Annotated in this window: 13 protein-coding genes and 1 pseudogene; 11 read left to right on the top strand and 3 right to left on the bottom strand. The window is 62.6% G+C overall.

Annotated features, from left to right (window positions below; genetic code table 11):
* Positions 1-51 precede the first annotated feature (51 nt).
* The 5 genes from NKJ57_RS13485 to NKJ57_RS13465 all read left to right on the top strand — a co-directional run bounded on the left by NKJ57_RS13485 (position 52) and on the right by NKJ57_RS13465 (position 6,810).
* Positions 52-1,383 (top strand): UDP-glucose dehydrogenase family protein, encoded by a 1,332-nt coding sequence (locus NKJ57_RS13485; protein ID WP_023668805.1) that lies wholly within the window; start codon positions 52-54, stop codon positions 1,381-1,383.
* A 31-nt stretch (positions 1,384-1,414) separates the two neighbouring features.
* The gene (locus NKJ57_RS13480; RefSeq protein ID WP_023668804.1) at positions 1,415-2,494 is read left to right on the top strand and encodes a glycosyltransferase; all 1,080 of its coding nucleotides are present in this window, start codon (positions 1,415-1,417) and stop codon (positions 2,492-2,494) included.
* Between the two features lie 223 nt (positions 2,495-2,717).
* Complete coding sequence (locus NKJ57_RS13475) at positions 2,718-3,959, top strand: glycosyltransferase (RefSeq protein ID WP_023736210.1); 1,242 nt, start codon at positions 2,718-2,720, stop codon at positions 3,957-3,959.
* A gap of 221 nt (positions 3,960-4,180) precedes the next feature.
* Positions 4,181-5,350, top strand: coding sequence for a glycosyltransferase (locus NKJ57_RS13470; RefSeq protein WP_023736209.1), 1,170 nt, complete (start codon positions 4,181-4,183; stop codon positions 5,348-5,350).
* Positions 5,347-6,810, top strand: coding sequence for a lipopolysaccharide biosynthesis protein (locus tag NKJ57_RS13465; RefSeq protein ID WP_023684224.1), 1,464 nt, complete (start codon positions 5,347-5,349; stop codon positions 6,808-6,810). The genes NKJ57_RS13470 and NKJ57_RS13465 overlap by 4 nt, the downstream gene beginning before the upstream one ends.
* Positions 6,811-7,035: 225 nt before the next feature.
* Here NKJ57_RS13465 and NKJ57_RS13460 read toward each other — a convergent pair.
* Positions 7,036-8,085 (bottom strand): annotated as a pseudogene (locus NKJ57_RS13460) (polysaccharide pyruvyl transferase family protein); the annotation flags it as partial.
* A 294-nt stretch (positions 8,086-8,379) separates the two neighbouring features.
* Between NKJ57_RS13460 and NKJ57_RS13455 the strand changes: the two are divergent.
* The 6 genes from NKJ57_RS13455 to NKJ57_RS13430 all read left to right on the top strand — a co-directional run bounded on the left by NKJ57_RS13455 (position 8,380) and on the right by NKJ57_RS13430 (position 16,015).
* Positions 8,380-9,552: a glycosyltransferase gene (locus NKJ57_RS13455; RefSeq protein ID WP_352511067.1), complete on the top strand. Its 1,173-nt coding sequence runs from the start codon at positions 8,380-8,382 to the stop codon at positions 9,550-9,552.
* A 42-nt stretch (positions 9,553-9,594) separates the two neighbouring features.
* Positions 9,595-10,590 (top strand): glycosyltransferase family 2 protein, encoded by a 996-nt coding sequence (locus NKJ57_RS13450; protein WP_352511066.1) that lies wholly within the window; start codon positions 9,595-9,597, stop codon positions 10,588-10,590.
* Complete coding sequence (locus NKJ57_RS13445; protein ID WP_502904795.1) at positions 10,590-11,534, top strand: glycosyltransferase family 2 protein; 945 nt, start codon at positions 10,590-10,592, stop codon at positions 11,532-11,534. Before NKJ57_RS13450 ends, NKJ57_RS13445 begins: the two co-directional genes overlap by 1 nt.
* Positions 11,524-12,474 carry a glycosyltransferase family 2 protein gene (locus NKJ57_RS13440; RefSeq protein WP_352511064.1) on the top strand — a complete coding sequence of 317 codons (951 nt, stop codon included), beginning with the start codon at positions 11,524-11,526 and terminating at the stop codon, positions 12,472-12,474. The genes NKJ57_RS13445 and NKJ57_RS13440 overlap by 11 nt, the downstream gene beginning before the upstream one ends.
* A gap of 75 nt (positions 12,475-12,549) precedes the next feature.
* Positions 12,550-13,446: a UTP--glucose-1-phosphate uridylyltransferase GalU gene (galU, locus tag NKJ57_RS13435; protein WP_352511063.1), complete on the top strand. Its 897-nt coding sequence runs from the start codon at positions 12,550-12,552 to the stop codon at positions 13,444-13,446.
* 190 nt (positions 13,447-13,636) lie between these two features.
* The gene (locus tag NKJ57_RS13430; RefSeq protein WP_023689994.1) at positions 13,637-16,015 is read left to right on the top strand and encodes a polysaccharide biosynthesis tyrosine autokinase; all 2,379 of its coding nucleotides are present in this window, start codon (positions 13,637-13,639) and stop codon (positions 16,013-16,015) included.
* A gap of 88 nt (positions 16,016-16,103) precedes the next feature.
* Here the strand turns inward: NKJ57_RS13430 and NKJ57_RS13425 are convergent, their stop codons facing one another.
* Together NKJ57_RS13425 and NKJ57_RS13420 are read right to left on the bottom strand one after the other, a co-directional pair.
* Positions 16,104-16,805, bottom strand: a complete 702-nt coding sequence (locus NKJ57_RS13425) for a metallophosphoesterase family protein (RefSeq protein ID WP_023689995.1) — start codon at positions 16,803-16,805, stop codon at positions 16,104-16,106.
* A 71-nt stretch (positions 16,806-16,876) separates the two neighbouring features.
* On the bottom strand, positions 16,877-18,784 hold the full coding sequence (locus NKJ57_RS13420; protein ID WP_023689996.1) for a propionyl-CoA synthetase: 1,908 nt from the start codon (positions 18,782-18,784) through the stop codon (positions 16,877-16,879).
* Positions 18,785-18,982 lie beyond the last annotated feature (198 nt).

Raw genomic sequence — 18,982 nt, 5'->3', positions numbered from 1 at the left:
GAACCGGCCCGGCTATATAAGGCCAAAGGGCGTGAACAGGAATTAACCCGAATGAATTTGACGGTCTTTGGAATTGGCTATGTCGGTCTCGTGCAGGCCGCGGTGCTGGCGGAGGTCGGGCACCAGGTGGTGTGCGTCGATGTCGATGAAAAGAAGGTCGAGCGGCTCAACCAGGGCCTGGTGCCGATTTTCGAACCGGGACTGGAGGCCCTGGTCAAGGAGAACCACGCCGCCGGCCGCATCAAGTTCACCACCGATGCCGCCGCCGGCGTCAAGCATGGCGAGATCCAGATGATTGCGGTCGGCACGCCACCCGGCGAAGATGGTTCGGCCGACCTCAAATATGTGCTGGCGGTGGCCGAGACCATCGGCCGCGAAATGGACGGTCCCAAGATCGTCGTCGGCAAGTCGACCGTGCCGGTCGGCACCTGCGAAAAGGTGAAGGCCAAAATCGCCGCGACGCTGAAGGCGCGCGGGCGCCAGGACCTGGCTTTCGACGTCGCTTCCAATCCTGAGTTCCTCAAGGAGGGTTCCGCCGTCGCCGACTGCATGAAGCCTGACCGCATCATTGTCGGCACCAACAGCGAGGGCACCGAGGCGGTGATGCGGGAGCTCTACGCGCCGTTCAACCGCAACCACGAGAAGATGATCGTGATGGACGTGCGCAGCGCCGAATTCACGAAGTACGCCGCCAACTGCATGCTGGCGACCAAGATCTCCTTCATGAACGAAATGGCCAATTTGGCCGAGCAGCTCGGCGCCGACATCGAGGAGGTACGCAAGGGCATCGGCTCGGATCCGCGCATCGGCTACCACTTCATCTATCCCGGCCTCGGCTATGGCGGTTCGTGCTTTCCCAAGGATGTCCGCGCGCTGATCAAGACCGCCGAAGGTGTCAAGTTCGACGCCAAGCTGCTGCGCGCCGTGGAGGAGCGCAACAATGCCCAGAAGTCGGTGCTGTTCGACAAGGTGCACCGTTATTTCAAGGGCAGTCTCAAGGGCAAGACCTTCGCGCTCTGGGGCCTCGCCTTCAAGCCCAACACCGACGACATGCGCGAGGCGCCGGCGCGCGTCCTGATGGAGGCGCTGTGGCAGGCCGGCGCCAATGTGCAGGCCTACGACCCCGAGGCGATGCAGGAATGCCAGGCCATCTACGGCCTGCGCGACGACCTTTTGTTGTGCGGCACCAAGGAGGCGGCACTGCGCGGCGCCGACGCGTTGCTGATCGCCACCGAATGGAAGAGTTTCCGCGCCCCGTCCTTCGACGCGGTGAAGGATGCCCTGACCACGCCGGTCATCTTCGATGGCCGTAACCTCTATGATCCCAAGGTCATCGCCCGTCACGGCATCGAGTATTTCTCGATCGGCAGGATGGCGGCGTGAAGGCAGGGCGGCACAACGCGGAGCCAGGTTCATGAAAGTTCTGTTTGCAGGCGGCACCGGCTACACGCCGCAATTCAGCGGGGGCGTCCAGTCGAGCACCCACCACCTGGTCGAGCAATTGCGCGAAAACGGTCACGAGGCATCCGTTCTGGCAGCGCTGTTCGGCGACGGCATGTTCGGCTTCAGGGCGCGCGCCAAGATGAAGCTCCTTCGTCAGCGCGCGGTCATCGACAATTTCCCGGGCTATCCGGTTGTACGGGCGTGGTTCCCCTGGGAAGCGGCCGACTTCGCCGTCAAAAAGTTGAGGCCGGATGTCGCGGTCGTGCAGTGCCACAATTCGGTGCCGATCGGCAGAGAGCTGCAGAGGCTTGGCGTGCCGCTGACCGTCTATCTGAGGAATGTTGAATTCGACGAATTGGCCGGCGATCTGCGTGAGCTCCATTCGGCGGTCTATATCGCCAACTCCGAGTTCACCGCGCGCGCCTATAAGGCAAAATTCGATATCGATTCGACGGTTATTCCGCCGACCATCAATCCCGCGTTCTACAGCACACCGACGACCGGTGAATTTGTCACGCTCATCAATCCATATGAGGAAAAAGGCTTCGATCTTGCGGTGCGCATTGCCGCCGCCTGTCCCGAGATCCCGTTCCTGTTCGTCGAAAGCTGGAAGCTCGACGACGATCATCGAGCCCGGATCGAAGCAACAATCTCTCCCCTCCAGAACGTCAAGCTGGAAAGCCGCACCAGCGACATGAAGACGGTCTACGGCCGCACGAAAATCCTGCTTGCGCCCAGCAAATGGGAAGAAGCCTGGGGCCGGGTGGCCTCGGAAGCGCATTGTAGTGGCATTCCCGTGGTCGGCTCGCGGCGCGGCGGTCTGCCGGAAGCGATCGGCGCCGGCGGCGTGGTACTGGACTACGACGCCCCGCTCGCCGACTGGGTCGCAACGATCAGGCGGCTGTGGAGCGATGAGGCCGAGTACAAGCGGCTGTCAGCGACAGCACGTCAGTTTTCGGAGCGGCGGCAGATGAACCCCGACAGCCAGTTCGCAACGTTCATGGGCGTTCTCGACCGCGCAAGACGTGTCGGTTTGGAGCGCGCAGCCTAAACGCGTCGTGTTGCATTTCAGCTGAGACGCTGCACGACCGTGGTCGCGCAAAGTTCCCGTTAGCCAGGTCCAGGCGTCGTGCGCCCGTCCGGATCACTTTTAATTGCTGCAGTGCAATATTTTGTGGCACTGCAGCAATCAACGTGTATTCTGCCTGTCTACATTAGGGCTTGTGCGATATGGACCGCTTGGTCCGAGCAAGCCCCAACCTTATGGGCGGGTCATGCGCGTGGGCTTTGTCGTCGGCGAATTCCCTCTGCTTTCGGAAACCTTCGTCGTGGACCAGATGGCTGGGCTGCTGGCGCGGGGCTTTCAGGTCGAAGTGGTCTGCGAAAAGATGCAAGGTGACCACCGAATTGACCGGCAAAGCGAGCCGATGGCGACGCTGCTCGCCAGAACCCGACATTGGTGGCGATGGGCCGCTGTAATCAGCAAATTTGTACAGCGTCTGCCGCCGCGTCTGCGATACAAGGCCTCGACCGTTCTCGACATCGCCTTTGCACGCCGCCTGAACCGCTGCGACGTGATTGTCGCCCACTTCGGACAGAACGGCGAGAGAGCAGCCGCACTGAAGAAATGGAAGGTGCTCAAACCACCGATCATAACCATCTTTCACGGCGCGGACGTGGCGATCCCGGCGCGGCAGGCAGTGCTCGCGACACAATATGCCGGGCTGACCAAGCATGGGACCCTGAACCTGCCCGTCAACGATTACTTCCGCACGATGCTGCTGGAAGCCGGCCTGTCCCAGGCGAGCACGACGGTCCACCATATGGGAATTGACACCCGCGAAATCGGCTATCGCTGGGAATCGTGGGAAGGCACCCAACTGGTCGTGACGACGGTTTGCCGCCTGGTCGAAAAGAAAGGCGTCGAGTTCGCCTTGCGAGCCCTGGCCTCCCTCAAGGCCTCCCAGCCGCAGCTAGACTGGCGTTACGACATTGTTGGCGACGGTCCTCTGCGGATGAATCTGGAGAAGCTGGCCGTAGAGCTGGGCTTGGCTGGTCGCGTAACATTCCTCGGCAGCCTCCCTCACGCAGAGGTGAAAAGACGGCTTCGCATGGCGCATCTCTTTTTGCTGCCAAGTATCACTGCCAGCGACGGGGATATGGAAGGCATTCCGGTCGCGCTCATGGAGGCCATGGCCGCCGGATTGATTGCGGTCAGCACGTATCATTCGGGAATCCCGGAGCTCATCAAGGATGGGGAGACGGGGTTGCTTGCGCCCGAGCGAGATATTTCGGCGCTTGCCGGCAAGCTTACCTGGGCCGCGGAGCACCCGACCGAATGCGAGCGTATCGCGCTTGCCGCACGCCGCAAAGTCGAGGAGGACTTCAACGCAGATGTTCTGAATGAACGTTTTGCGCAGATCGTTACCCAACTGGCCACATCGAGCCCTGCGCATGCACCCACCGGTCATGTCGGCGTTTCCGAGGGCTTGGCGGATCCTTCATCTGCCGGCTGACACTGCTCCTCTGCGTTTGATCGGCAGGCACGCCAAGCTGAGGGAAATCTTGCTACACTGCACCAAAAATGTTGCAGTGCAGCAAGACCTGTACTAACGTTCCTGCGGGTGGGCCAACAGCGGTAGAGTTCCATGCTGCATGTCTTGTGCTTCCGCCACCCTGTCTTCGGCCCGGCTTTTGTCAAAGGGACACCGGCTCCCCGGACGAGCGCATCCTGCCGATGAAGATCTGCTTTGTAGTCGACAAGTTTCCCTCATTGTCCGAAACCTTTGTTCTCGACCAGATAGCCGGATGCCTTGAGCGCGGCATGGAAGTCGGCGTCGTCTGCAACGAGACGTCCTTCGGCAGGGACAGCAACATCGATGATCCGCGCTGGCAGGCGTTGCCAGGAAAGGTCGTATGCTGGTGGGGTGGCCTGGGTCGCTATCGCCCGCTGCTCAGGAAGTGGTCCGGCAGGTTCTGGGACAAGCTCTCGACCGCCATCGACATTGCTCATGCGCGAAAACTGCAGGGCGCCGACGTCATCGTTGCCCATTTCGGCAACAACGGCATGCGCGTGGCCCGCGCGATCAAGCGCGGGAGGATTTCCGCTCCCCTGGTGACGATATTTCACGGCCGTGATGTCGGCGAACCGCTGCATGACAATACGCTCGCGCGCTACAAGATTGTGTTCGAAAAGGGCGTTCTTCAACTGCCGGTGAATGCGTTTTTCCGCGATGCCTTGATTGAGGTCGGTGCATCGCCGGAGCAGGTTGTGGTTCACCATATGGGGGTGCGGCCGAGTGACATCGACTATCGGTGGCGTTCATGGGAGCAGGCTACGCTCTCCTTCATCTCGGTCTGCCGCCTGACTGAAAAGAAGGGCATCGAATATGCGCTTCGCGCGCTTGCTGGCCTGCCGCGGCGAGACTGGATCTACTCGGTGATCGGCGGCGGAGAACTTCTCGAGCAGCTGAAGGGGATCGCCGCAGAGCTTGGCATTGCCGACAGGGTGAATTTTCTTGGGCCCCGGCCGCACAGCGAAGTCAAACAGCGTCTGCGCGATGCGCATGTGTTCCTGCTGCCCAGCGTCGGCGCCCGCGATGGCGATCTGGAAGGCATTCCGGTTTCCCTGATGGAAGCGATGGCCGCCGGCCTGACGGTGGTCAGCACGTATCATTCCGGGATCCCTGAACTGATCGATGATCACAAGACGGGTTTTCTCGTGGCTGAGCGGGACGTTGCGGCGCTGACCGGAAAGCTTGCCTGGATCGCCGAGAATCCGAAGCCGTGTGAAGAGATCGCTCTCGCAGCGCGCAAGAAGATCGAGGCCGAGTTCAACTCCGATCTGCTGAACCAACATTTCGTGGAAATCGCCATGCGGCTTGGCGAAACGAGGTCGCTTGCATGAACGCCAATCCGCCCCCCCAGTTCGGTCGTGTCGCCCTGCGCGGCGGGCTGGTAACCATCGGCGCCCAGGGCTTCAAGATGGCGATCCAGTTTCTCTCCGTCATCGTGCTGGCCCGTCTGCTCGTCCCCGAGGATTTCGGTCTGGTGGCTTCCGTCGGGCCGATCGTGGCCTTCGTCGGGCTGCTTCAGAATCTGGGCCTGCAGCAGGCTGTGGTTCAGCGCAAGGACATCAGCAACCAGCAGCTCAACCAGGTGTTCTGGATCAGCGCGCTCGTCGGGCTGGGCAGTGCCGTGGTAGTGGCCGGCCTGGCGCCTGCCATCGCCGCGTTCTATGGCGATCAACGTATGTCCGGCATCACCCTTGGCTCCGCCCTGCCGCTGCTTCTCGGCAGTCTGGCCGCAGTGCCGCTGGCGTTGATGAACCGGCACCTGCAGTTCGGCCAGCTCGCACTGAACGACGTGATAAGCGCCGCCGCCGGACTTCTGGCCGCCGCGATCGCGGCCTATGCGGGGTTGGGCTACTGGTCGCTGGTCATCGGCCCGGCGGTTTCGGCAGCTATCGCCCTGGCTGCCGCCTGGCTGGTGGCGCGTTGGACGCCTTTGCGGCCGGACCTGAAGGTCGATGCCGACATATTGTCGTTCGGCGCCAACCTGACCGGCTTCAACCTCGCCAACTTCTTCTCGCGCAATCTCGACAACATTCTCATCGGAAAATATTCCGGGGCGATCGAACTCGGCTATTACGACCGCGCCTACAAGCTCCTGTTGTTCCCGCTGCAGAACATCAACCAGCCGCTGACACGGGTCATGGTGCCGCTGCTCAGCCGCATCCACGATGACAAGGCCCGCTTTCGCGATATCTATGTGCGCACCAACTGGATGCTGGCGGCCGTTACCATGCCGGGCATCGCGGCGCTGACGCTGACCTCCAATCAGATCGTCGGACTTCTCTTCGGCGCGGGCTGGGCACCGGTCGCACCGATCTTTGCCTGGCTGGGCATCGCCAGCCTGGTCCAGTCCGTTTCAAGCACGACGGGATGGATATTCATCTGTCAGGGCAAAACGAAGACCATGTTCCATTGGGGCATCTATTCGTCGCTGACGACCGTCGCTGCGTTCGTCGTCGGCCTGCACTGGGGCGCCGTCGGCGTTGCCGCGGCCTATGCCATCAGCGGTTACGTGCTGCGCGTTCCCGTGCTGGCGCTACTGGTCCATCGCGTCGGTCCGGTGACCGCCGCCGACTTCCTGCTCATGCAGGGGCTTTTCATCGCCTCGTCCCTGCTTGCCTGGTTCCTGTACCTGTGGTTGCCGGCGTCTCTAACGGGCCAGTCAGACCTGCTCGCGGTCTTTTTGGCGCTTGCCCTCAACTACGGCATCGGTCTCGTTTTCATGCTTGCCGTCCCGCAGTCGCGACGCGCCTTGTTCACCACCCTGTCCAACGCCGCGCGCAATATCCGCTGAGCGGCCGGCGATCAGCGGCGCCAGCAGGTTTGTGGCCGACATTGCCGAAGCATGTTCTTCGAGCACGGCCTGAAGGCTTGTCTTGCGATAGCGGTCGAGATTTCCCGCAAACCGGCCGAGCTTTTCGCGCGCCTCTTCGGGCGTCACGGTGTCGATGTCGAGCAGCACATCGTCGACACCGATTCGCTTGGCCACTTCCTTGGTTTTGAACTCGTAGGCGATCGGCAGCACCGGCGTGCCGACGCAAAGCGACATGATCATCATATGCATGCGCGTCGCGACGACGAAGTCGAAGCCCTTCACCTGCCCCATCAACTGGTCCGGCGTGTGGAACGAAGCGTCCACCGTCACGTGGCTGGCGATCTCAGGATCGAGCTCGGCAACGATGGCCTGTGCGGTCTTGGAATCGTCATGGGCATATTCCGGCACGCCCTGACACGTGGAGACGAAGGTCACCTCCTTGCCAAGGTCCCTGACAAGAATTGTGGCGATCTCGCGGATCGAATCCAGATAGCGGCGCATGCCGCCCTCACCGTCGCTGACGTAGTTCCAGTGGCGGACCGAAATAGCGACGCGGCCCGTCGACGCCGGCGGCTGGCTGGAAGCGAGACGCTTGCCGATCCTGTCGGTATCGGCCAAGGCGAATACGGCATCGGCCACCACGTGGCACTTGCCGAGATCCTTCACCAAGTCCCGGATATGGGTCCGCGACCGTTCGTCGCGCAACAGGATGAGCGGACTGCGGTCAAAGATCGGGCCGAGCTCCTGGCGGTTGTAACTTTTGTCGAACGGACCGAGGGATTGCGTGAAGAAGACCGGATCTTTGCCAAATACGGCATCGAGCCTGAACTGATTGAGGCGTCGTTCGAGATTGTAGTTCTCGACGAGATAGGTTCCCCCTGTGGTGACCACCATGTCCGCGTCGGCGTAGATATCGAGACCGCGCCGGTCGCGATGGCTGAAAAAATTGCCTAGCGCGCTGCTGCCAAACCAGCGCAGGGCCTGGAGAACGAGCCGATTGTAGATCGGCTTGAACCGGTCCCTCAGCCCGCTGCCATTCTTGTATCGGAACAGGGATTCCGACAGCAGCTTATGAAATTCGAGGTCGGGATAATCCGTCTTCGGATAGAGTCGTTCCGCAACCTCGGGCTGGCTGTCGAAGACGGCAAACCGCACGTCGCCTTGCACGATCGTCTTGAGAATGTGGCGGATCGCCAGCAGAATCGCCGCATCCCCGGTATTCAGGCAGACTGTGTTTTCAACGACGATCTTCATGGGATACCTCATTTCGTCAGCAGATTCCGCGGCGGGGCCTGCGGTGCCTAGGACGGGCATGGTGACCGAAAACACCAACGCCAGGACGATCCCGATGCGGCTCGCGTCACAATTCATCGCTGCATCGGGCTGGGTGACCAGCCGGAGCGGCGCTCAAGCCCGACGGAGGGTAACGCATCAATTTTGCAGTGCAACAAAAAACGTGCACTTATGCTACGGCGCACCAAAAATGTTGCGATGCAGCAAAAGCTGGGTTAGCATTCCCGTGGGTGGGCCAACAGCGGTCGAGTTTTCATGCTGCATGTCTTGTACCTTGTGCACGATGTTTCCGACCCGGCGGTGCGCCGGCGGATCATAATGCTCAAGGCAGGCGGCGCGCGGGTCACGTTGGCCGGCTTCCGTCGGACCACAAATGCTGTTCCCGACGTCGAGGGGCTGCAGCCGGTCGACCTCGGCGCGACGCGTGACGGCCGATTCGGCCAGCGTCTGGCGGCGGTCGCCAAGGCGGCGCTGTCGATAGGCTCGAAGCTTGCGGCGATGCCGAAGCCCGACCTCATCATCGCGCGCAATCTGGAAATGCTGGCGCTGGCCAGGCGCGCCAAGGCCGCCTTTCGCGGCGGCGTGCCGATCGTCTACGAATGCCTCGACATCCATCGCCTGGTGCTGCGCAATGACATGCTGGGCAAAGCACTGCGCACAGCGGAGCGTTATCTCGCCCGCGATGTGAAGCTTCTGGTGACGAGCTCACCGGCCTTCATCGCCAATTATTTCAAGCCGTTCGGGCAGGTCGCCGCACCGGTGGAACTGGTCGAAAACAAATACTTCGAAACCGCGCCGATCGCCTTGGATGACAGGTCAAAGGCCGAAAACCCTGCAGCACCCCCGTGGCGCATCGGCTGGTTCGGCGCGCTGCGCTGCCGCCGCTCGCTGGAGCTGCTGGCCGACTTCACGCGCCGTCAGGGCGGGCGCTTCGAGGTCGTCCTCCGGGGCCGTCCGGCACTCTCGGAATTCCCGGATTTCCATGCTTTTGTCGAGGCCGAACCCTATCTCTCCTTTCGTGGCCCCTACCGCAACCCGGAAGACATGGCGGCGATCTACGGCGAAGTGCATTTTTCCTGGGCGATCGATTTCTTCGAGGAAGGGCAGAATTCGGAATGGTTGCTGCCCAACCGCCTCTATGAGGGCTGCCGCTTCGGCGCCGTACCGATCTCGATGGGCACTACCGAGACCGGGCGCTTTCTCGACCAGCAGGACATTGGCATCCTGCTTTCTGCTGCCACGCCCGAAATCCTGGAAACCGCGCTCGGCCGCATGGACCAGGAGCACTTCGGCAAGGCCAAGGCGCGTGTGCTGGCCCGCAACCCACGAACCTGGAGTTACGACCGCAGCGACTGCCGCGCCTTTGTCGACAGGCTGCGCGGCCTTGCGGTTGCCCCTGGTTCGTTCGCCACCGAGGCACTGGCCTGAAGGATGACCAATGACAAAAGTGCAGTTCATGGAAAGGCGCCGATGACGCAAACCGAAGCGCTTCCGTCGAGCCTGATCGTCATTCCGTGCCTGAATGAGGCAGCCCATATCGGCGCGCTGCTCGAGCAGCTCAGGCCGGCAGCGCTAAGGCTCGGCGCCCGCATCGTCGTTGCCGATGGCGGCAGCACCGACGGCACTTTGGCCATTGTCGAAGCGGTTGCGGCCAAGGACCCTCAGGTCGTCCTCCTGCACAACCCAAAACGTATCCAGAGCGCGGCGATCAATCTCGCCGTCGCCAGCCTCGGTGACGGCGCCGAATACCTGATCCGCATCGATGCCCATGGCGGCTATCCCGCCGATTATTGCGACCGGCTGGTCGAGGAGGCGCTCGCCACTTCAGCCGATTCGGTCGTCGTCTCGATGCTGACCAGCGGCAGCGGCGCGGTGCAGAAAGCGGTCGCGGCGGCGCAGAATTCCAAGCTCGGCACCGGCGGCTCCAAGCACCGGCACCTCTCGGCCGGCGAATGGGTCGACCACGGCCATCACGCGCTGATCCGGATTTCGGCCTTCACCGCGGTGGGCGGCTATGACGAGACCTTCAGCCACAATGAGGATGCCGAACTCGACTACCGGCTGCGCCAGGCTGGCTACCGCATCTGGATGAGCGGCAAGACCCAGATGGTCTACTATCCGCGCTCTTCGCTGAAAGGCCTGTATTTCCAATATATCGGCTATGGCCGCGGCCGCGCCAAGAATGTGCTCAAGCACCGCATGATCCCGAAAGTTCGGCAGATGATCCCGCTGCTGGTGGCGCCGGTCGTCCTTCTCGCCGCATTTTCCTTTATCCACTGGCTGGCGGCGGTGCCGCTGCTGGTCTGGGCTTCGGTCTGTCTCGGCTACGGCGCTGTGACCGCCATCAGCCAGCGCAATCCCAACAATGTGCTGGCGGGCATTTCGGCGATGGTCATGCATTTCGGCTGGTCGCTCGGGTTTTGGCTGCAACTGCTCGGCTCGCGATCGCAGCGCGGGGCGGCATGATGGTCGCCGACAGCCGCCGAATCGACATCTGCGTCTGCACGTTCCGGCGGCCGGAACTGGCCGACACGCTGCGGTCGCTCGCTGCCATGGATATGCCTGCCGGTTTCGGCATCGGCGTCATCGTCGCCGACAATGACGACGAGCCGACCGCCGAGCCGCTGGTGACCGCGCTGGCGAGCGAATTGAAGCTCGTGGTCCGCTACCGGCACGCCCCGGCGCGCAACATCTCGGTTGCCCGCAACGCCTGTCTTGATGCCAGCACGGCCGATTTTGTCGCCTTCATCGACGACGATGAAACCGCTTCCCGGCAATGGCTGGCCGAACTGATTGCTATCGCGGAGACAAGCGGCGCCGAGGCCGTGCTCGGTCCGGTGCGGGCGCTCTACCGCCCGGATGCGCCGGACTGGATGCGCAAGGGCGATTTTCATTCGACCTTGCCGGTCTGGGTGCAGGGCGAAATCCGCACCGGCTACACCTGCAACGTCCTTTTGAGGATGAGCGCCGACAGCTTGCGCGACCGGCGTTTCAGCCTGGCGCGCGGCCAGAGCGGCGGCGAGGACACCGAATTCTTCGACCGCATGGTCAAGGCAGGCGGTCGCATCGCCTTTGCGCCGGAGGCGTGGGTCGAGGAAGTCGTGCCGCGTTCGCGAGCCGCTTTCGACTGGCTGCGCCGCCGCCGCTTCCGCTTCGGTCAGACGCATGGCCACCTTGTTGGCCACAATGCGGGCGCAGTCCGTCGGGCGAAGGAGGTCGGCCTCGCCTCGGCCAAGGCCGCCTATTGCTTCGGCATGGCGGCGTTGACTGCGATTAGCCCGGTCCGCCGCAACCGCAGCGTGCTGCGCGGCATCATGCATGTCGGCGTCGTCAGCGGCCTGGTCGGTATCAGCGAAATTCGCCAATACGGACTGTCTTCCCCGCAGCAAGGAGGCAAGCGTGCAGCCTGACGTCTCCTTTGTCATCGCAGCCCACAATGCCGCGGCCACGCTCGACCGGGCGATCGCAAGCGCCATGGCCCAGCGCGATGTCAGCGTCGAAATCATCGTCGCCGACGACCAGTCGCGCGACAACACGCTCGACGTTGCAAGAGCCTATCCCGAAGATGTCGTCAAAGTGGTTGCGCTGCCGGCAAATCGTGGCCCTGGCGGCGCCAGGAATGCCGGGCTCGAACTGGCTTCCGGCCGCTGGGTTGCGGTGCTCGATTCCGACGATGCCGTCCTGCCCGGGCGGCTTTCCGCCATGATCGCGCGGGCCGAAAGCGCGGGCGCTGTGATCGCCGTCGACAACCTCCAGGTGGTGCGCGAGGACGGCATTGCCGAAGCGACGATGTTTCCCGCCGAATATCTGGAGGGCCTGCGTGAAATCACGCTCGCCGACTACATCGCTGGCAACATCGTTTTCGAGTCCACGTTCAACTTTGGCTATCTCAAGCCGATCTTCCAGCGCCGTTTCCTGATCGAAAACGGGCTTCGCTATGATGAAAGTCTGAGCATCGGCGAGGATTACATCCTGCTCGCCAACGCGCTGGCCAAGGGCGGAAATTGCGTGGTCGAGCCGACGACCGGCTATATCTACCACATCCGCACGGGCTCGATCTCGCGCGTGCTCGAGCTTCACCATATCGAGGCGATGCGCAAGGCCGACGCGGTCTTCGCCGAGACCAATTCCATGGACGCTGCTGCTGCGGCCGCCTTCGCCAAACGCGCCCGCAGCCTGCGCAAGGCGGCATCGTTCCTGTCGCTGGTCCAGCACATCAAGGCGCGTTCGCCGTTGAAAGCGATACGCACCGCGCTAAGTGATCCGGCGGCTGTCAGGCACATGTCGATGCCGATCGCCGTCCGGCTCAAAAGGGTGGCGGCGCAGTTTGCCGTCGGCGCGGGGAGGTAAGGAGGGCGAGTACATGAAGACGTTTGTTCGTGGCCTGCAACAGGCTGAAATCGATCTGCTCAGAAGGAATTTGCGATGAAGAAAATCAGGAAGGCAGTCATCCCTGTGGCGGGGCTTGGAACACGGTTCCTGCCGGCAACCAAGTCGATTCCGAAGGAGATGCTGCCCGTGGTCGACCGGCCGGTCGTCCAATATGCGGTGGACGAGGCCTTCGAAGCCGGCATCGAGCACATCGTGTTCGTCACCGGCCGCAACAAGGCTGTCATCGAGGACTACTTCGACCTGCACCCCGAACTGATTGGAACGCTCGAACAAACCGGCAAGAAGACCCAGCTGGAGGCGCTCGAAAGCATGCTGCCCGCGGCCGGCGCCACCAGCTTCATCCGCCAGCAGTCGCCACATGGTCTCGGCCATGCGGTGTGGTGCGCACGCGAAGTCATCGGCGACGAGCCCTTCGCCCTGCTGCTCCCCGATATGGTGTCGTTCGGTCGCCGAGGTTGCCTGGCTGAAACAGTCGATCTCTATCAGCAGACCGGCGGCAATGTGATCGCCGTCGAGCGCTGTGATCCCAGCGAGACCAGCAAATACGGCATCGTCGGGCGCGGCGCCGAGTCAGGCAGCGGCTTCGAGGTGACGGCCATGGTCGAAAAGCCGGCGCCGGCCAATGCGCCGTCGAACTATTACATCAACGGCCGCTACATCCTGCAGCCCGAGATCTTCGCGCTGCTGGGCAACCAGCAGCGCGGCGCCGGCAACGAAATCCAGCTTACCGATGCCATGGTGCGGCTGGCGAAAAGCCAGTCTTTCTTTGCCCAGCCTTTCAATGGCCGCATGTTCGACTGCGGCTCCAAGGAAGGCTTCATAGAGGCGACCATCGCCTTCGCGCTGGCGCGCGACGACATGAAGGGACCTGTGCTGGAAATGCTGCAGGCGTTCGTGCGGTCGCATGAGCGTCAGGAAGTGGCCGCATAATGCCCATCTTTCGAGGGCATATGCGTTTGGACGATGGCGCGGCTCATGCCTGCACGCCTGGCCGCTCAGGCCCGGCGCCGGATGGCATGAAGCTTGCGTTGCATATCTTGCCCCCGATCTCCGCAGCTTCGGACGAGGTGGGACCTGACCCGTCTCGCTCCGGCGCCTGTAACCTAGAATTGGATCGAAGATGAATTATGCCAGCTTTCCTCTCGACAAGAGGATGCCATTGCCCAACCCCGATCAGGAAAAGGGTGAAGACTTCATCGACGTCGAGCGCCTGCTTGGCATGGCGGCGCGTCAGGTCAAGGTGGTGGCGGTCTGCGCCATCATTGGCCTGTTCCTGGGGTTGCTCTATCTGCAGACCACGCCCAAGCAATACATGTCGGTCGCCAGCGTGCTGATCGACGAAGGCCTGAACAAGGTCATCGACGACATCTCGGCTGCATCCGTCACCATGCAGACCGACGCCGCCCTGCTCAGCCAGATCGAAATCATCACCTCGGCGCGGCTGGCCTCGGTGGTGGTCGACAAGCTGAAACTCGACCAGAACGCAGAGTTCATGAACCCGCCGCAATCGGCGCTGGTCAAGGGCATCGGCTTCGTGCGCGGCGTGATCGGCTATTTCCGCTCAAGTTCCGCCGAGCAGATTCCCGGGATGGAAAACGTCGATGAGGCGACACGCCAGGCCATGATGCAGACGGCGCGCCACGACTATGCCGTGCTGAAGCTGCAGAGCGAGGTGCTGGCGCAGCGCAACGGCCGCTCCTATGTGCTCGCCATCGGTTACCAGTCGACCAATCCGGCGCTCGCCACCGCCATCACCAAGGCCTATGCCGACGCCTATCTCGCCGACCAGCTCAACGCCAGTTTCGACGCCACCGAACGCGCTGCGGTCTGGCTGCAGGGCCGGCTGACCGAGCTTCGTCAGAACTCACAGGCGGCCGCTATGGCGGTCGAGAAATTCAGGGCCGAGCATGGTCTGGCCGCCAACAGCGACGGCCAGCTGATCAGCGACAAGCAGATTGCCGATCTCACCGCGCAACTGATCGTCGCGCAGGCCGATACGGCGCGCGCCAGCGCCCGCTATCAGCAATACAAGACCATCGTCGAAAGCGGCTCGGACAATGCCTTCAACGATTCCGCCATCTCAAGCGATCAGCCGGCAAGCTCGGTCATTGCAACGCTCAAGACCCGCTATCTCGCAGTCGCCAAGCGGCTGCAGGACGTGACGGCCAATTTCGGCGCCGACCATCCGCAGGCGGTGGCGCTGGCCAAGGAGAAGGCCGACCTGTCGACCCAGATTTTCGGCGAGTTGAAGCAGCTGACCGAAAGCTATCGCAATGAATATGAAGTCGCGCTTTCACGCGAGACCTCACTGAGGCAGAAGATCGCCGACGCGGCCGGCAAGAGCTCCATCGACAACCAGAGCCAGGTCAAACTGCGCGAACTCGACCAGCAGGCGCAGGCGCTGACCACGCTCTACCAGACCTTCCTTAGCCGCTACGAGGAGGCCTCGCAGCAGCAATCCTTCCCGGTCGGCAAGGTCCGCATCATCTCGGATGCCTCAACGCCGCTTTCCGCCTCGAGCCCGCGCACCTCCAGGGTGCTGGCGCTGTCGCTGGTGCTTGGCGTGCTGCTTGGCGCCGGCTTTGGTGGCCTGAATGAGTTCAACGAGCGCTTCTTCAGGACCGGCGAGGACATTCGCGATCGCGTCGGCCTCAAATTCCTCGGCTATTTGCCGATGATCGGCGGCAGGCTCGGCAAGGACGCCGACGGCGGTGCGGCGGATGCCAAAGGCGCCAACACATTGTCGGCGGCCGAGAAACGGGCGCGCATGCGGGTCAGCGTCGATGCGCCGGCATCGATGTTCTCCGAAACGCTGCGCAACGCCAAGATCGCCTTCGACGTCGTCATGGAAGGGCAAGGCAGCCGGGTCATAGGCGTGGTCTCGGTCCTGCCCGGCGAGGGCAAGTCTACGGTCGCCGCCAATCTCGCCGGATTGCTGGCCGCCAACGGCTCGAAGACGCTTTTGATCGACGCCGATCTGCGCAATCCTGGCCTCAGCCGCAACCTCGGCATGGAAGCCGAGCAGGGGCTGATGGAGGCCGTGGTCAACGGCCAGACCTGGCAGTCGGTCGGCAAAGTCGACCGCCAGACCAAGCTGGCGATCATCCCGGCCGTGCTGCGTGGGCAATTCTCGCATACCAGCGAGCTGCTGTCGTCGGCCGGCATGCGGCGCTTCATCGACAACGCCAAGGAGACGTTCGAGTACATCATCGTCGACCTGCCGCCGCTCGGCCCCGTGGTCGACGCCAAGGCGTTTGCGCCGCTGGTCGACGGCTTCGTGCTGGTTGCCGAATGGGGCCGCACGCCGCGCGCCATGGTGCGCTCGCTGCTGGAGCAGGAACCCTACGTCGCAAGCAAGGTCGTCGGCGCCGTGCTCAACAAGGTCGATCTGAAGAAGCTGCCGAAATACGGCTCGCTCGGCGGCTCGGAAAAGTTCTTCGACCGCTATTCGACCTACTATCTGGAGAAATCGGACGTGCGGGCCAAGACCGCCGCCTGAACGGAGCGCGATCCTGAAAAGGAGCGTGATCCGGACAGCGGATCCGGTTTTCGGAAAAGATCACGCTCAAACGAAGAAGCACGGCAGGTCAGGAAAAGATCAGCTTGCCGAACTTACCCGCGATCCTGAGCGCTGTCAGCCGTCCGCTCTGAAAGGCGCCGGTGTCGATGCCGAGCCTTCGCCCGTCAAGCCTGGGGATATCGACCGGCGTGTGCCCATGCACCACAAGGCGGTCGAGCAGATGTGCGGCCTTGAAGAACTCGTCGCGGATGTTGAGCAGATCCTGCTCATCCTGTGCGACCAGGTCGATGCCCGGCCTGATGCCGGCATGGACGAAAACGAATTTATCCGAACAGAGCAGCACCGGCAGGCTGCGCAGGAAGTCGATATGGCTGGCCGGAATGACCTCCTTCACGCGCCGGTCGACCGCGTCGCTCGAGGCATAGAGGCTGGCAAGCCGCGCCGGATCGACCCCATAGGAAAACAGAGTCTCGCGGCCGCCGACCGCCAGCCAGCGGTCCCGCGACAGATAGCCGTCGAGATAGTTCAGCATGGCCACTTCGTGGTTTCCCGCCAGGCAGACGCGCAGGAACCCTGTTGGCGGCAGCGCCAAGAGGTGGTCGAGCACGCGCGCCGATTGCGGCCCGCGATCGATATAGTCGCCGAGCATGACGATAATCTTGCGGCCGCGAAATTGCAGCGCGTCGAGCTGGATCTTCTGCTCCAGCGACAGCAATTCCTTGTAGCAGCCATGCACGTCGCCGATCGCGTAGACGACGGTGTCGTCCATATCCATTTCCAGGCGCTCGCGCGGCGCCGGCCGGGGGGGCCTGGATCGCTGGAACAACGCCACTGGGGCCGTCAGACCCCGATGCCGCGGGCTTTGAGCGCCGCGGTGATCTCGTCAAGAATGGCGGGATCGTCGATAGTCGCCGGCATCGTCCATTCTTCCTTGTCGGCGATCTTCTGCATGGTGCCGCGCAGGATCTTGCCGGAGCGCGTCTTGGGCAGGCGCTTGATCGTCACCACGGTCTTGAAGGCCGCGACCGGGCCGATCCGTTCGCGCACCAGCCCCACCACTTCGCCTTCGATGGCAGCGGTATCGCGCGACACACCGGCATTGAGCACGACGAAGCCGAGCGGGACCTGGCCCTTCATAGCGTCAGCGACGCCGATGACGGCGCATTCGGCAACATCGGGATGCGCTGAAAGCACCTCCTCCATGGCTCCGGTCGACAGCCGGTGTCCGGCGACATTGATGATGTCGTCTGTGCGCGCCATGACATAGAGGTAGCCGTCGTCGTCGATCATGCCGGCATCGGCCGTCTTGTAGAAGCCGGGAAATTCCTCGAGATAGGCTTGCCGGAAACGCTCGTCGGCATTCCACAGCGTCGGCAGGCAGCCGGCCGGCAGCGGCAGTTTCACCGCCACATTGCCAAGTGTGCCGCGCGGCACTTCATGGCCGGCATCGTCGAGCACGCGAATGTCGTAGCCCGGCATCGGCACGCCGGGCGAGCCGTATTTCACCGGCAGCAGGCCGAGGCCCGCCGGGTTGATGGTCATCGGCGAGCCGGTCTCGGTCTGCCACCAATGATCGACCACCGGCACGTTGAGTTTCTGCTCCGCCCATTTGATGGTTTCCGGGTCTGCGCGTTCGCCGGCCAGGAACAGAGTGCGGAATTTCGACAGATCGTATTTCGGCACGAATTCGCCCTTGGGGTCCTGCCCCTTGATGGCGCGGAAGGCCGTCGGCGCGGTGAACAGCGCGACCACGCCGTGTTCTGCGATCACCCGCCAATAGGTGCCGGCGTCGGGTGTGCCGATCGGCTTGCCCTCGAACAGCACGCTTGTCGCACCATGCAGCAGCGGTCCGTAAACGATGTAGGAATGGCCGACCACCCAGCCGACATCGGAGGCCGCCCAGAATACTTCGCCCGGTCTGACGCCGAACTCGTTTTCCATCGTCCATTTGAGCGCGACCATGTGGCCGCCATTGTCGCGCACGATGCCCTTCGGCTGGCCGGTCGTGCCGGAGGTGTAGATGATGTAGAGCGGGTCGGTGGCGAGCACCGGAACGCAATCGACGTTGGCGCCCGCGGCGCGCTCGCGGGCAACGGCGTCGGCAAAATCGATATCGTAATGCTCCCTCAGATCGCAGCGCAGCTGGTCGCGCTGCAGGATCAGGCAGGCGTCCGGCTTGTGGCGGGACATTTCGATCGCCTTGTCGAGCAGCGGCTTGTAGGCCACGACACGTCCAGGCTCCAGGCCGCAGGACGCGGAGATGACCAGCTTCGGCTTGGCGTCGTCGATGCGGGTGGCGAGCTCGTGCGAGGCAAAGCCGCCGAACACCACCGAATGCACCGCGCCGATGCGGGCACAGGCAAGCATCGCGACCGCCGCTTCGGCCACCATCGGCATGTAGATGATGACGCGGTCGCCTTTGCGAATGCCGCGGTTCTTGAGCACCGAAGTCAGCGCTACCACTTCGCGCTTCAATTCGGCATAGGTGAATTTCTTGACCGTGCCGGTGATCGCGCTGTCGTAGATAAGTGCGATCTGGTCGGCACGGCCGCCTGCGACATGGCGATCGAGAGCGTTGAAGCAGGTGTTGCAGCTGGCGCCGTTGAACCAGCGCCCGTAAACGCCGGCCTTGGCATCGAAGACGCTGGTCCACGGCGAATACCAGTCGATCGCCTCGGCCGCATCGGCCCAGAATTGTTCTGGGTCGCGTTTCCAGCCGTCATAGACCTCGTGGTAGCGTGACGCCATTCATCCCTCCTCGGGAAAACTCTCTATCTTGCAATAGCCTATGCGGGTTTTCCCGGCCACGTCTTTCCCCAAATGCCATGTCTTTCCCGAAATTTGGCGCTTGGCCGATCTCGCCTTGGCCATAAATTGCAGGCACCATGGCCGGGTTTGAAATCGGGGCAGGGCGCGCAATGACGGTACGATACGGGGTTGGATCTG

The sequence above is a fragment of the Mesorhizobium sp. M0077 genome (assembly GCF_040322955.1).
Lineage (GTDB): Bacteria > Pseudomonadota > Alphaproteobacteria > Rhizobiales > Rhizobiaceae > Mesorhizobium.
Note: the sequence above shows the minus strand (reverse complement) of the source record. Positions and strands in the feature narration are given on the sequence as shown.

Coding starts and splice junctions, on each gene's coding strand:
- NKJ57_RS13485 (WP_023668805.1), top strand. CDS start 52: ATGAATTTGACGGTCTTTGGAATTGGCTATGTCGGTCTCGTGCAGGCC.
- NKJ57_RS13480 (WP_023668804.1), top strand. CDS start 1,415: ATGAAAGTTCTGTTTGCAGGCGGCACCGGCTACACGCCGCAATTCAGC.
- NKJ57_RS13475 (WP_023736210.1), top strand. CDS start 2,718: ATGCGCGTGGGCTTTGTCGTCGGCGAATTCCCTCTGCTTTCGGAAACC.
- NKJ57_RS13470 (WP_023736209.1), top strand. CDS start 4,181: ATGAAGATCTGCTTTGTAGTCGACAAGTTTCCCTCATTGTCCGAAACC.
- NKJ57_RS13465 (WP_023684224.1), top strand. CDS start 5,347: ATGAACGCCAATCCGCCCCCCCAGTTCGGTCGTGTCGCCCTGCGCGGC.
- NKJ57_RS13455 (WP_352511067.1), top strand. CDS start 8,380: ATGCTGCATGTCTTGTACCTTGTGCACGATGTTTCCGACCCGGCGGTG.
- NKJ57_RS13450 (WP_352511066.1), top strand. CDS start 9,595: ATGACGCAAACCGAAGCGCTTCCGTCGAGCCTGATCGTCATTCCGTGC.
- NKJ57_RS13445 (WP_502904795.1), top strand. CDS start 10,590: ATGGTCGCCGACAGCCGCCGAATCGACATCTGCGTCTGCACGTTCCGG.
- galU (WP_352511063.1), top strand. CDS start 12,550: ATGAAGAAAATCAGGAAGGCAGTCATCCCTGTGGCGGGGCTTGGAACA.
- NKJ57_RS13430 (WP_023689994.1), top strand. CDS start 13,637: ATGAATTATGCCAGCTTTCCTCTCGACAAGAGGATGCCATTGCCCAAC.
- NKJ57_RS13425 (WP_023689995.1), bottom strand. CDS start 16,805: ATGGACGACACCGTCGTCTACGCGATCGGCGACGTGCATGGCTGCTAC.
- NKJ57_RS13420 (WP_023689996.1), bottom strand. CDS start 18,784: ATGGCGTCACGCTACCACGAGGTCTATGACGGCTGGAAACGCGACCCA.